Origin of the sequence: Streptomyces sp. Y1, from assembly GCF_041053115.1 — a bacterium.
In the GTDB taxonomy this organism is placed as follows: domain Bacteria; phylum Actinomycetota; class Actinomycetes; order Streptomycetales; family Streptomycetaceae; genus Kitasatospora; species Kitasatospora rubellomurina.
On sequence record NZ_CP163445.1, the window covers coordinates 3,341,813 to 3,354,704 of the forward strand.

The following is a 12,892-nucleotide window of genomic DNA, read 5'->3' on the forward strand; positions in this document are numbered from 1 at the left end:
TCCGGCCCGCACCGGACGGCCCCCGCCGCGGCCGGGCCTCACCGGCGCCGGTACACCAGCCGCCCGCCCAGCACGGTGGCCAGGCACCCGCCCGCCGCCGGTCCGGGGCGCCCCTCCCCCGAGCCGTCCACCACGCCCTCCACCGAAACCATCGGAACCACCGGGAACACCGGAACCACCGGGAACACCGCGAAGTCCGCCCGCCCGCCGGCCGCCACCCGCCCGTGGACGGCCTCCGCGAACGGCAGCACCGCCAACGGGTCCAGCGCCCCCACCGCCCCGGCCGCCGACGGCAGCACCGCCAGCCCCGACCGCGCCACCGCCGTCCGCACCGCGGCCCGCTCGAACGGCCCGGCCACCGCCGTCACCCCGTACCCGAGCATCCGCTGCAGCCCGCGCCGCGCACTCGCCCCGAACCGCGCCTCGTCGGCGCAGCCCACCAGCCCGTCCGCGACCGGCTCGACCCCGACGTCCTCCCGCGGGTCGGGGTGGTAGTCGCGTTCGAGCAGCCGGTGCCCGGACGGGTGGCGCAGCCCGGGCGCGAGCAGCGAGCCCGGGCCCCAGTCGCGCACCCGCGCGCCGGGGTGGGCCGCCGCCAGCTCCGGGTACGGCCCGACCGCCTCCACCCACTCGCCGCGCACCAGCACCGCCCCGTCCGGGAGGGACGGGGCGGCGGGGTCGGCCGGGTCGGGCAGCACGAACGCCGCCCGGTGCAGGGTCAACACATCAGCTCCGGGGTCAACACGTCGTCACGAGAACGGCCGGCCCCGGGGCCGGCGCGGCAGCCCCGGGTGGGCAGGGGAGCGACCGGCCTCAGTTGTCCAGGATCTTCAGCTCGGGGTGCGCGGTGCCGCCCTCGATCGCCGTGGAGGCGATGTGCGAGGCGACCCGCGGGTCGACCGGGTCGTTGGCCGGGTCGTCCAGCACCCGCAGGTGCTCGTACGTGGTGGAGCGCTGCGCCGGGACGCGGTCGGCGGCCCGGATGAGGTGGATCAGCTCGGTGAGGTTGGAGCGGTGCTTGGCGCCGGCCGCCGAGACGACGTTCTCCTCCAGCATCACGGATCCGAGGTCGTCCGCCCCGTAGTGCAGCGACAGCTGGCCGGCCTCCTTGCCGGTGGTCAGCCAGGAGCCCTGGATGTGGGCGACGTTGTCGAGGAACAGGCGGGCGATCGCGATCATCCGCAGGTACTCGAAGACGGTCGCCTGGGTCGAGCCCTTCAGGTGGTTGTTCTGCGGCTGGTAGGTGTACGGGATGAACGCCCGGAAACCGCCGGTGCGGTCCTGCACGTCGCGGATCATCCGCAGGTGCTCGATCCGCTCGGCGTTGGTCTCGCCGGTGCCCATCAGCATGGTGGAGGTGGACTCGACGCCGAGGCCGTGCGCGGCCTCCATGATCTCCAGCCAGCGCTCGCCGGACTCCTTCAGCGGGGCGATGGCCTTGCGCGGCCGCTCCGGGAGGAGTTCGGCGCCGGCGCCGGCGAAGGAGTCCAGGCCGGCCCGGTGGATCCGGGTGATGGCCTCCTCGATCGAGACGCCCGAGATCTTGGCCATGTGCTCGACCTCGGAGGCGCCGAGGGAGTGGATCACCAGCTGCGGGAAGTCGGCCTTGATCGCCGAGAAGGCGCGCTCGTAGTACTCGACGCCGTAGTCGGGGTGGTGGCCGCCCTGGAACATGATCTGGGTGCCGCCCAGTTCGACGGTCTCGGCGCAGCGGCGCAGGATCTCGTCGAGTTCGCGGGACCAGCCCTTGTCGCTCTTCGGCGGCACGTAGAAGGCGCAGAACTTGCAGGCCGTCACGCACACGTTGGTGTAGTTGATGTTGCGCTCGATGATGTACGTCGCGATGTGCTCGGTGCCGGCGTAGCGGCGGCGGCGCACCGCGTCGGCGGCGGAGCCGAGCGCGTGCAGCGGCGCGAAGCGGTAGAGGTCGAGCGCCTCCTCCGGGGTGATCCGGCCGCCGGCGGCGGCGCGGTCGAGCACGGCCTGCAGGTCGGTGCTGGACGCATCGAGGGTGGTCGCTGCGATCTCGGTCACCTGTCGGCCTTCTCTCTCTCGGATACTGCTCGGATGCTGCTCGGATGCTGCGCGGGTACTGCCCCGGTGCTGCCCGGGTACTGCTCGGTCCCCGCTCCGCTGGTGCGTTTCCGCTGCTCGTCCAGCGCTGCCGGAGGCCGGACAAGGGGCGTCCGGGTACGGCCGAACCAGCCTACGCCAGCTGATTTCAGGCGCCCGCGTCAGCCCGCCGCGCCCGTGCCCGGCGCCGTCCCGTCCACCTTGCGCAGCGTGCCGGACGGGTTCCCGGCCGCCGGATCGGCGGAGTTGAAGCGGATCGTGCCGTCGGTCTGCAGGGTGAGCGTCTCCGTGTTGGAGCCGCTGGTGCAGGCGCCGGGGATCGAGGAGTGGAGCAGCCGGGACTGGAACACCAGCTTGCCGTCGGCAACCGACTTGAGCGTCCAGGCGCCCTCGCAGCTGATCGAGAACAGGCCGGTGAGGGCGTTGCGGCTGGTGGTGCTCTCCTGCCCGATCGCGCCGGGGTGGACGGTGACCGTGGTGGTCCCGGCGGACAGGCCCTTCTCGGTGGCCATCTCCCCGCGCCAGGTGCCGAGGAACGCGGCCGGCACCGCGCTCGGCCCACCCGTCCCGGACGCCACGGGCGCCGCCGAAGCGGTGCCCGAGGCAGTGCCCGCAGTAGGACCCGTAGGAGGAGGGGACGGCGCCGGCAACGGTCCGGTGGCCCCCGGGCTCCCGGACGCCGTCGCATCAGCGACCGGCCCGACCGGCCCCACCGGCTCGTCCCGGTGCAGCCCCGCGTACAGCCCGTACCCGCCGCCCGCGAGCACCGCCACCGCCAGCGCCGCCCCGGCGGTCCTCCGCCCGGTCCGCGACCGGCCCGCCCGCGACCGCTCCGCCCCCGCCGGCGCCGCGCCTGCCGGCACGTCCGACACCACCGGCGCCGGATCCGTCGGCCCCGGATCCACCAGCACGGGCTCCACCAGTGCGGGCTCCGCCGGCCCGAACCCCCCGGAACCCCCCGAACCGCCCGGCTCCTCCCCCTCCAGGTCCAGCAGCTCCACCGCGCTGCGCCCCACCGCCGCCGCCAGCGCGGGCGGCAGCCACCCGCCCTGCCCGAGCCGGGCGGCGGCACCGCCGTCCGGGTCGAGCCGGTCCCGCAGCTGCCGCGGGGTGGGTCGGGCGGCCGGGTCCTTCGCGAGGCACGCCAGGACGATCCCGCGCAGCGGCTCGGTGAGCCCGGCGACGTCGGGTTCCTCGTGCAGCACCCGGTAGAGGAGGACGGCCGCGCTGACGCCCTCCCCGAAGGGGTGGACCCCGGTGGCGGCGAAGGCGAGGACGGCGCCGAGCGAGAAGACGTCGCCGGCCGGGCCCGCGGTCTGTCCGTTCGCCTGTTCGGGCGACATGAAGCCGGGTGAGCCGACCACGTACCCGGACTGGGTGAGGCCGCTGCTCGCGTCGAGTGCGCGGGCGATGCCGAAGTCGATCAGCCGCGGCCCGGCCAGGGTGAGCAGCACGTTGGACGGCTTGACGTCCCGGTGCACCAGCCCGAGCCCGTGGACGTGCTGCAGCGCCTCGGCGAGCCCGATGCCGAGGGCGCGCACGGCGGGTCCTGGCAGCGGCCCGAAGTCCTGGACGGCGGTGCCGAGCGCGGGGCCGGCCACGTAGCCGGTGGCGACCCAGGGCTGCTCGCCCTCGGTGTCGGCATCGAGGACGGGCGCGGTCCAGGCGCCGCCGACGCGCCGGGCGGCGGCCACCTCCTGGCGGAACCGGGCGCGGAACTCGGCGTCGTCGGCGAGTTCGCCGCGCACCACCTTGACGGCGACGGTGCGCCCGCCGGCCGTGCGGCCGAGGTAGACGCGGCCCATCCCGCCCGCGCCCAGCCGCCGCAGCAGCCGGTACGCGCCGACCTGGCGCGGGTCGTCCGCCCCGAGTGCCCGCATGCCCGTACGCTCCCCTCGCCCCGCGCCCGCGCGGTCGCCGTCGCCGTGCCGCTCGGGCGCGCCGGGAGCGGACCCGCTCCGGGAGCAGACCGTACCGGGCCCGCCCTCCCTCGCGCCCGCCCCGACACCCGAACGCCCGGGCGCACGAACGCCCCGACACCCGAACGCCCGGGCGCGCGAACGCCCGGGCGCGCGACCGGCCGCCTACACCGCCGGCGCGGCGCTCACCGGCAGCGCCACCGGTTCCAGCAGCCGCACCGCCACGTCCGGCGCGAACCCGCTGTCGTGCGCGACCCGCCGGGCGAACTCGGCGATCCCGGCGAGCTGCCGCTCGCCGAGCGAGAAGTCGAGCGCCTCGCTGAAGTACTTCTCCAGCACGTCGGCCCCGAAGGTCTCCCAGCGGGCGGCCTGTTCGGCGACCTTGGCCGCCTCGACGAGCGACAGGTCGCGGGACTCCAGGAAGGCCCGGTGGACGGCCGCGGTCAGCTCGGGGCGGCGTTCGGCGAACTCGCGGCGCACGGCCCAGACGGCGAAGACGAACGGCAGGCCGGTCCACTCCTTCCACATCGCGCCGAGGTCGTGCACGGTGAGGCCGAGTTCGGCGGCCTGGCCGAGGTGGGCGCGCAGGGCCGGGTCGCCGATCAGGACGGCGGCGTCGGCCTCGGCGAGCATCTGGCCGAGTTCGGGCGGGCAGCTGAAGTAGTCGGGGCGCACGCCCTCGCGTTCCTCCAGGAGCAGCCGGGCGAGCCGGACGGAGGTGCGGCTGGTGGAGCCGAGGGCGACCCGGCGGCCGTCGAGGTCGGCGAGCGGCACCTTGCTCACGATGTGGCAGGACATCACCGGGCCGTCGCTGCCGACCGCGATGTCGGGCAGGATGAGCAGGTCGTCGGCGTTGCGCAGGTACTCCACGCAGGTGATCGGCCCGATGTCGAGGGAGCCGTCGACGAGTTGGTCGCTCAGCTTCTCCGGGGTGTCCTTGGTGAGGTCCAGGTCGAGCAGGTTGCCGGTCCTGGCGAGGCCCCAGTAGAGGGGGACGCAGTTCAGGAACTGGATGTGGCCGACGCGCGGCCTGATCGGTGCGTCCTGTTCCGGCGCCGGGGGCTTCGCCGGGTTCGAGGGCGCCGGGGGCTTCGAGGGGTCCGAGGGCGCCGGGGGCTTCGAGGGGTCCGAGGGCTTCGCGGGGTTCGAGGGCTCGGAAGGCTCCGAGTGCTCCGGTGAGTGCGCGTCCGGTGCTGCCACTGTGCCGCTCCCTTGCTGTTCGTACGGCTACTCAGCAGCGTATGCCCGGGGTCGGCGGGGTCCGGCGGCGGGCCTCGCGACACGCGCTCGGGGGCTCGCGGCGGGCGGGCCCGGAGGCCTCGCCGCACCCGTCCCACGGCCGTCCCGGCACCCCTCCGGAGGCCTTACGACACGCGCCGTCCGCGCCGCAAGTCACCCCTGGTCGTCACAGCGGCCGCATGCTAGCGTTGCCCTCAGTTGCAGTTTGATTCCCCTTGCAGTACTTGAAGCCTGCGGAGCATGTAACCGCGGGCTTTTTGTAGTTTTTCAGCAATATCGAAAAACTTCGGACTCGTCCGAAGGCAGGGCGATCAGCGCAGCGGACCGGGTGTCACACGGTGTGGCCCCCGACACGCATCGCAAGGAGAACGGCATGGCCACGGGAACCGTCAAGTGGTTCAACGCTGAGAAGGGCTTCGGCTTCATCGCCCAGGAGGGCGGCGGCCCCGACGTCTTCGTCCACTACTCCGCCATCAACGCGAACGGCTTCCGTTCGCTGGAGGAGAACCAGGCGGTCACCTTCGACGTCACCCAGGGCCCGAAGGGCCCGCAGGCGGAGAACGTCACCGCTGTCTGACCATCCTCTGGTGTTCTGATCGCTCGGGACCTGTACGGGTCCGCCGGCGGCTCCCGACAGCCGCCACCATGAGCACAAGAGCAGTACCCAAGGGGGCCCGCCGATCGGCGGGCCCCCTGCCTTTTTCCCCAACGGCCGACGAAACGACGAAACGCAATGTCGCGGCAGCGACGTGTCGGGGAGTCGGAAGTCGGGGAATCACGCGAAAAGGCCCGGTCCCGAACCGATGATCGGTTCGGGACCGGGCCTTTTCGGCCATTCTTCCGCTCACCCACTCATGGCGAGCGAAAAACAGCCCCTCGCTTTTCGGCCATCCGGCGGTTTTCGGCCGCCGGACGCCCGTCCGGCCGTTCCCGCGCGCACATCAGCCGTCCGTCAGGCGGCCTTCGCGACGGCGGCGCCGGAGGCTCCGGCACCGACGGCACCGGCCGGGGCCTCGTACAGGTCGCCCGAGGGGTTGTTGTACGCGGCGACGTCGAGGATCCGCTCCCGGGCCGCGACCACGACCGGCACGACCACCTGGCCGGCGACGTTCGTGGCGGTGCGCATCATGTCCAGGATCGGGTCGATGGCGAGCAGCAGGCCGACGCCCTCCAGCGGCAGGCCCAGGGTGGACAGGGTGAGCGTCAGCATGACGATCGCGCCGGTGAGGCCCGCGGTGGCGGCGGAGCCGACGACCGAGACGAAGGCGATCAGGATGTAGTCCTTGATGCCGAGGTCGATGTTGTAGACCTGGGCGACGAAGATCGCGGCGACGGCCGGGTAGACCGCGGCGCAGCCGTCCATCTTGGTGGTGGCCCCGAACGGGACGGAGAAGGACGCGTACTCGCTCGGGACGCCGAGGCGCTCGGTGACGCGGCGGGTGACCGGCAGGGTGCCGACCGAGGAGCGGGAGACGAAGGCCAGCTGGATGGCGGGCCAGGCGCCCTTGAAGAAGTGCAGCGGGTTGAGGCCGGCGGCGAAGCGCAGGACCAGCGAGTAGACGACGAACAGCACCAGCGCGCAGCCGACGTAGATGTCGAGGGTCAGCGTGGCGAAGGGCTTGAGCAGGTCCCAGCCGTACTTGGCGACGGACTTGCCGATCAGGCCGAGGGTGCCGAGCGGGGAGAGCCGGATGACCCACCACAGGGCGGTCTGGGTGAGCTCGAGCACGGACTCGCTGAGCTTGAGGACGGGCTCGGCCTTGGCGCCGAGCTTGATGATCGCGGCGCCGACGACGACCGCCATGAAGACGATCTGCAGCACGTTCACCTTGGCGAAGGCGTCGACGATGTTGGTGGGGAAGATCCCGGTCAGGAAGTCGATCCAGGAGCCCTTGTCGTCGAGCGCCTTGAGGCCCTCGGTCTTGAGGTTGGTGCCCTTGCCGGGGTTGGTGAGCAGGCCGAGGCCCAGGCCGATGCCGACCGCGATCAGCGAGGTGAGCATGAACCAGAGCAGCGTGCGGGTGGCGAGGCGGGCCGCGTTGGTGACGCCCCGCAGGTTGGCGACGCTCACCACGATCGCGGTGAACACCAGCGGCGGGACGGCCAGCTTGAGCAGCTGGACGAAGATCTTGCCGATGGTCTCCAGGGTGGTGGCCAGCCAGGAGATGTCGGCGGCGCGGGCCAGGTAGCCGAGGCCGACGCCGAGCACGAGGCCGGCGACGATCTGCACCCAGAACGGCGTCTTGCGGATGCGGGCGAGCACGGACGGCGACGAGGTCGCCTCGGGCGCTGTGGACATGGGGGTGCGACTCCGGGGGAGGGCGTTGCTGACGGCGGGGGGTGGGGCGGGGGTGGGGACGGCGGCACGGCGCGCGGCGGCCGGACGGCAGGGGTCGCGGCCCCGGTCAGGGGCGTGCCGCCCCGATACAGCTGAGGTCGGTGCAGCTCATGGCGCGACAACGGCGCGGGCTGTCCACAGCACCGGTCAGAGCGCACGGGCGGGCGGCGCCGGGCAGCTGGCCCGGGCCGTGCATCCGCAGTGCGTCTGAGGCTGTCATGGCCGACACGTTAGCAGTAAAGGTTTGAGATGTTCAAAGTAGTTGTTTGAGATGGCGTTGACCGGCGGGCAGTTATACGTATAACTTGGTCGTCACACCACCCCTGCCCGCCCGCCACGCATCGGAGAAGGACCCGCCGATGGGCTACCTCGCCCTGCTCCGCGCCCCGCACGTCACCCGACTCCTGCTCGGCACCCTGCTCGGCCGCCTGCCCGCCGGCATGACCGCCCTGGTCATCGCCCTCGCCCTGCGCGACGCCGGGGTGCCGTACGGCCGGATCGGTCTGGCCACCTCCGCCTACGCGATCGCCGCCGCCATCGGCGGACCGGTGCTCGGCCGGATCGTCGACCGCACCGGACAGCCCCGCGTCCTGCTCGCCGCCGCCGTGGTCGCCGGCGGCGGGTACGCGCTGCTCGCCCTCGACCCCGGCTCCGCGATCGCCGCGCCGGTCGGCGCCGCGATCGCCGGCCTCGCCATGCCGCCGCTGGAGCCCTGCCTGCGCTCGCTGTGGCCGGACGTCGTCGACGAGGAGCAGCTCGACACCGCGTACGCCTTCGACTCCGCCTCCCAGCAGATCCTCTACGTCGCCGGGCCGCTCGCCGTCGCCGCGATCTCCGGCCTGTTCAGCCCGGTCGCCGCGCTCTGGGTGGCCGCCGGGCTGGGACTGGCCGGCGCGCTGATCGTCGCCACCACCGGGCCCGCCCGGGCCTGGCGCGCCCCGGCCCGGGAGAAGTCCGCCGGGCTGCTCGGTCCGCTGCGCTCCCCCGGGCTGGTGCTGCTGCTGGTCGGGCTGGCCGGCGCCGGCTGGGCGGTCGGCGCGCAGAACGTGCTGTTCATCGCCTACGCCGAGCGGCACCCCGACGCGCTGCCGGGCGGCGCCGGCACCCTGCTGGCGCTGGCCGCGCTCGGCGGCCTGCTCGGCGCGCTCGCCTACGGCGCGGTCACCTGGCGGCGCAGCACCGCCGCCCGCACCTGGCTGATGGCGCTGGCGATGGCCGCCTCCTACCTGCCGCTGGTCACTCTGCCCGGCCCGTACCCGATGGCGGCGCTGGCCTTCCTCTCCGGGATCGGGCTGGCCCCGCTGCTGGCCGCCGCCTTCGTGCTGGTCGCCGAGCTGGCGCCGACCGGGACGGTCACCGAGGCCTTCGCCTGGCTGGTGACGCTCTTCGCGACCGGCAACTCGCTCGGCTACGCCGTGTCCGGCAAGCTCGCCGAGGGCCCGCTGGGCCCGGTGGCGCTGTGCGCGGCCGGCGGGATCGCGCTCGGCGGGCTGCTGCTGGTCGCCGCCCGGGGCCGACTGGAGACGGCGCCGCCCGCACCGGCGGCGCGGCCCGTCCCGGTGGGCTGACCCGCCCCACGAACGACCGCGCCCGCCGGGGGTCTGGCCCGGCGGGCGCGGTCCGCTGCGGCCGCGCCCGCGCGATCAGCCGGGGAGCCCCGGCCTACGCGGGTGCGGTGGAGGAGCGCAGCACCAGCGAGGTCGCCAACGGCGGCACCGGCGGCACCGGTTCGCCGTGCAGCAGGCCGGCGAGCGCCGCCGCGCCCGCCCGTCCCAGCTCCTCGCCGGGCAGGTCCACGGTGGTCAGCGGCGGGGCGAGCAGGGCGGCGACCGTGACGTTGTCCATGCCGACCACGGACAGGTCGTCCGGCACCCGCAACCCCCGCTCGGCGGCGGCCTGGTAGACGCCGGAGGCGACCACGTCGTCGTCGCAGACCACCGCGCGCGGGCGGTCCGCCCGCTCCAGCAGTTGCCCGGCGACGATCCGGGCGGCCGCGTGGCCGTCGTTCAGGCTCACGCCCAACTCGACGACCTCCAGGCCGAGTTCGCGGACGGCCTGCTCGAAGGCGGCCTGCCGGCGGCGGAAGGTGTAGGCGGCGTGGGTGGAGCGCAGGTGTCCGATCCGGCGGTGGCCCAGGGCGGCCAGGTGCTCGACGGCGGCGCGCATCCCGCCGGCCACGTCGAGTTCGACGGTCGGGCGGGCCCGGTCGGTGCCGGGGTCGGCGTCCAGGAAGACGGCGGGGGTGTCGGGGGGCAGCTCGCCGAGCTGGCTGTCGTCCGGGGAGCAGATCAGCAGGCCGTCGAAGCGGCCGGCGGTGGCGGCCTCGGTGAGGGTGGCGCTGCCCCAGCCGGAGCTGACCACGACGGCCAGGCCGTGCCGGCCGGCCTCCTGGTGGACGCCCTGCAGCACCCGGCCGAAGAACGGGCCCTGCAGGTTCGGCACCGCCAACATGATCATCCCGCTGCGGCCGAGCCGCAGCTGACGGCCCGCGGCCTGCGGGCGGTAGCCGAGGCTGTCGGCGGCCTGCCGGACCCGCTCCCGGGTGGCCTCGGAGACCCGGCGGCCGGCCTCGGAACCGGAGAACACCAGCGAGACGGTGGCCTGGGAGACCCCGGCGAGCCGGGCCACGTCCCGCCCGGTGGGCCGGCGCGCGGGCGGCGGCCAGGTCCCGGCCGTGCTCCCGGCGGACGGCGTCCCGGCGGGGTCGGTGGCGGGCGTCCCCGGGTCGGTGGCGGGCAAGGGCGGGGCTCCGGCCGGGGTCAGTTCTGCCGCGCCGCGGCCGCGCGGGCGGCCTCGTCGGCGGCGTCCTCCTCGGCGTTCTGCGCGGCGATCCGCTCGGCGGTGCGGCTGCGCATCCCGGAGACCTTGGTGCTGATCTGGGCGGACATCTCGTCGCGCTGCTTGCTCAGCAGCGCGTAGCTGAGCGGCGCGGAGGCGAGCGCGGCCAGCAGGAACAGGAAGATCACGCCGGCCTCGCCGCTGACCGGGATGATCCCGAAGTGGCCGAGCAGCAGTGCCACCAGCAGACAGCCGAGGAAGATGCTGACCCGCAGGGAGGTGTAGCGGAGCGTGGCGTGCGACTTCTCCTGGCCGTTGCTGCTCACTGGAACACTTCCTTCTCGCTGGGCGTGGGGGGCGGGGGCCGGCCTCCCAGTGAAGCATGCCCGACGGCCGGCGGGGGGAACGGGGCACCCGGAGCCGGGCCGCCGAACGCCTGCCCGGCGGAGTGTCAGCGCAGGTCGAGCCACATGGTGACGTCGTCCCGGTCGTCGCCGGGGGCGACCCGGATCGCGGCCGGCACCCGGCCGACCTCCTGGTAGCCGGCGCGGCCGTAGAACCGCTCCAGGCCCTGGCCGCCGCGCAGGGTCAGCCGCAGCGACTGCAGGCCCCACGCCCGGGCGATCCGCTCGGCCTCGGCGAGCAGTTCGGCGCCGCGGCCGAGGCCCTGGAGGTCGGGGTGCACCATGACCGACCTGAGCGAGCGCCAGTGGTCCATGATCTCGTAGCGCGTCGACTCGAAGAACAGCAGGCCGACCAGCCGGCCCGTCCCGCTCTCGTGCGCGACCAGCAGCCGGTCCGGGCCCTGCGGCGCGACGCCCGCGAACTGCCGTTCGGCGGTGTCCCACACGTCGTCCTCGGTGACCGGCGGCACGAAGCCGACCGCGCCGCCGGCGTTGCTCACGTCCGTCCACAGCCGGACGATGTCCGACTTCAGGCCGCGGTCGAGCGTCGGGTCCAGGGTGAAGGTCAGCGCCATGCCCGGAGCCTAGGCCCTCCGACACCCCGGAAGCCCCGGCCACCCCGGAAGCCCGGCCGCCCCCACGCCGCTCACCCCGCTCAGGCCACGGCCGGAGCCGCCGCACGCCCGCCGCGCAGCGCCAGGCAGAGCCCGACCGCGATCACGCACAGCCCGCCGGCGCCGTACCAGGCGAGGTCGTAGTTCCCGAGCGCGTCCCGGGCCAGGCCGGCCAGCCCTGCGACGACGGCGGCGCCGATCTGGTGGCTGGCGAGCACCCAGCCGAAGACGATCGGGGCGTCCTCCCCGAAGTTCCGGCGGCACAGCGCGACGGTCGGCGGCACGGTGGCGACCCAGTCCAGGCCGTAGAAGATCACGAAGGCGAGGATCGGCGGCTGCAGCGAGCCGGCGAACAGCTGCGGCAGCAGGAGCAGGGACACGCCGCGCAGCCCGTAGTAGACGGTGAGCAGCAGCCGGGAGTCGACCCGGTCGGTGAGCCAGCCGCTGAACACGGTGCCGACCACGTCGAAGACGCCGATCAGGGCGAGCAGGCTCGCGGCGGTGGTGACGGGCATGCCGTGGTCGTGCGCGGCCGGGATGAAGTGGGTGCCGACCAGGCCGGCGGTGGTGGCGCCGCAGATCGCGAAGGAACCGGACAGCAGCCAGAACGCCCGGCTGCGGGCGGCCTCGCGCAGCACCCGCAGCGAGCGGGCGATCGCCCGGCCGTCCTGCGCGGGGGCGGGCGGGGGTTCGGTGGCGCCGTACGGGAGCAGGCCGAGGTCGGCGGGGCGTTCGCGCATCAGCAGCAGGACGGGCACGGCGACGGCGCAGGCGGCGAGCGAGACCACGACGACGGCGGAGCGCCAGCCGTGCTGCTCGACCAGCCAGGCGCCGACCGGCAGGAAGACCAGGTTCCCGGCCGCGCCGGCGGCGGTGAGCACCCCGGTGACCAGCCCCTGGCGGGCCTGGAACCAGCGGCCGGTGATGGTGGTGGCGAAGGCGCCGGCCATCGAGCCGCTGCCGAGGCCCACCAACACGCCCCAGCAGAGCACGAGTTGCCAGGGCTGGCGCATCAGCATGGTGAGGCCGGCGCCGATCGAGATGGTGAGCAGGGCGCAGACGACGACCAGGCGGACGCCGAAGCGGTCCATCAGGGCGGCGGCGAAGGGGGCGGTGAGGCCGTAGAGGGTGAGGTTGACGGAGGTGGCGCTGGCGATCGTCCCGTTCGACCAGCCGAACTCGTTGTGCAGGGCGTCCATCATCAGGCTGGGCGTGGAGCGGAAGCCGGCCGAGCCGAGCAGGACGAGCAGGGCGACGGCGGCGACCACCCAGGCGTAGTGCACCCGGGGGCGACGGGCGGAGCGGTCGGCGGCGGGGCCGTCCGCGGTGGGGGCGGCGGGGGCGGCGGGGGGTGCGGCGGTGGGGGCGGAGGCGCGGCGTTCGGTCACGCGGACGAGTCTCCCGAGGCGCCGGGGCCGCCACGAGTGGCCTGAATGACAGCTTTCGCAAGGATCGGGCCACCACCGGGCGTACCCTGGCCCGGACCACCGCACCGGCCACCGTGGTGGCCGGCAGCCACCGCACTCG

General features: G+C 74.6%; 11 protein-coding genes. 2 read left to right on the forward strand and 9 right to left on the reverse strand.

Annotation, left to right across the window (positions count from 1 at the left end):
• Positions 1–38: 38 nt before the first annotated feature.
• The 4 genes from AB2U05_RS14010 to AB2U05_RS14025 form a co-directional block, all read right to left on the reverse strand.
• Complete coding sequence (locus AB2U05_RS14010; protein ID WP_369183375.1) at positions 39–725, reverse strand: hypothetical protein; 687 nt, start codon at positions 723–725, stop codon at positions 39–41.
• An 88-nt stretch (positions 726–813) separates the two neighbouring features.
• Positions 814–2,025: a cyclic dehypoxanthinyl futalosine synthase gene (mqnC, locus tag AB2U05_RS14015; protein ID WP_369185951.1), complete on the reverse strand. Its 1,212-nt coding sequence runs from the start codon at positions 2,023–2,025 to the stop codon at positions 814–816.
• Positions 2,026–2,234: 209 nt separating this feature from the next.
• A complete protein-coding gene (locus AB2U05_RS14020; RefSeq protein ID WP_369183376.1) occupies positions 2,235–3,953 on the reverse strand; it encodes a serine/threonine-protein kinase in 1,719 nt (572 codons plus the stop codon).
• Positions 3,954–4,157: 204 nt separating this feature from the next.
• Positions 4,158–5,027 carry a menaquinone biosynthetic enzyme MqnA/MqnD family protein gene (locus tag AB2U05_RS14025; protein ID WP_045692441.1) on the reverse strand — a complete coding sequence of 290 codons (870 nt, stop codon included), beginning with the start codon at positions 5,025–5,027 and terminating at the stop codon, positions 4,158–4,160.
• Between the two features lie 577 nt (positions 5,028–5,604).
• Between AB2U05_RS14025 and AB2U05_RS14030 the strand changes: the two genes are divergently transcribed.
• Positions 5,605–5,808, forward strand: coding sequence for a cold-shock protein (locus AB2U05_RS14030; RefSeq protein WP_045692393.1), 204 nt, complete (start codon positions 5,605–5,607; stop codon positions 5,806–5,808).
• Between the two features lie 375 nt (positions 5,809–6,183).
• Here the strand turns inward: AB2U05_RS14030 and AB2U05_RS14035 are convergent, their stop codons facing one another.
• Positions 6,184–7,530 (reverse strand): dicarboxylate/amino acid:cation symporter, encoded by a 1,347-nt coding sequence (locus AB2U05_RS14035; protein ID WP_369183377.1) that lies wholly within the window; start codon positions 7,528–7,530, stop codon positions 6,184–6,186.
• A 398-nt stretch (positions 7,531–7,928) separates the two neighbouring features.
• Here AB2U05_RS14035 and AB2U05_RS14040 point away from each other — a divergent pair, with 398 nt between their 5' ends.
• Positions 7,929–9,137, forward strand: coding sequence for an MFS transporter (locus tag AB2U05_RS14040; RefSeq protein WP_369183378.1), 1,209 nt, complete (start codon positions 7,929–7,931; stop codon positions 9,135–9,137).
• A 94-nt stretch (positions 9,138–9,231) separates the two neighbouring features.
• Here the strand turns inward: AB2U05_RS14040 and AB2U05_RS14045 are convergent, their stop codons facing one another.
• The 4 genes from AB2U05_RS14045 to AB2U05_RS14060 form a co-directional block, all read right to left on the reverse strand.
• Positions 9,232–10,308: a LacI family DNA-binding transcriptional regulator gene (locus AB2U05_RS14045; RefSeq protein WP_369183379.1), complete on the reverse strand. Its 1,077-nt coding sequence runs from the start codon at positions 10,306–10,308 to the stop codon at positions 9,232–9,234.
• Between the two features lie 20 nt (positions 10,309–10,328).
• The gene (locus AB2U05_RS14050) at positions 10,329–10,673 is read right to left on the reverse strand and encodes a DUF4229 domain-containing protein (protein ID WP_045692389.1); all 345 of its coding nucleotides are present in this window, start codon (positions 10,671–10,673) and stop codon (positions 10,329–10,331) included.
• Positions 10,674–10,798: 125 nt separating this feature from the next.
• Positions 10,799–11,326 (reverse strand): GNAT family N-acetyltransferase, encoded by a 528-nt coding sequence (locus AB2U05_RS14055; RefSeq protein WP_045692388.1) that lies wholly within the window; start codon positions 11,324–11,326, stop codon positions 10,799–10,801.
• Positions 11,327–11,406: 80 nt separating this feature from the next.
• Positions 11,407–12,648 (reverse strand): MFS transporter, encoded by a 1,242-nt coding sequence (locus tag AB2U05_RS14060; RefSeq protein WP_045692440.1) that lies wholly within the window; start codon positions 12,646–12,648, stop codon positions 11,407–11,409.
• Positions 12,649–12,892 lie beyond the last annotated feature (244 nt).

Coding starts and splice junctions, on each gene's coding strand:
- AB2U05_RS14020 (WP_369183376.1), bottom strand. CDS start 3,953: ATGCGGGCACTCGGGGCGGACGACCCGCGCCAGGTCGGCGCGTACCGG.
- AB2U05_RS14030 (WP_045692393.1), top strand. CDS start 5,605: ATGGCCACGGGAACCGTCAAGTGGTTCAACGCTGAGAAGGGCTTCGGC.
- AB2U05_RS14035 (WP_369183377.1), bottom strand. CDS start 7,530: ATGTCCACAGCGCCCGAGGCGACCTCGTCGCCGTCCGTGCTCGCCCGC.
- AB2U05_RS14040 (WP_369183378.1), top strand. CDS start 7,929: ATGGGCTACCTCGCCCTGCTCCGCGCCCCGCACGTCACCCGACTCCTG.
- AB2U05_RS14055 (WP_045692388.1), bottom strand. CDS start 11,326: ATGGCGCTGACCTTCACCCTGGACCCGACGCTCGACCGCGGCCTGAAG.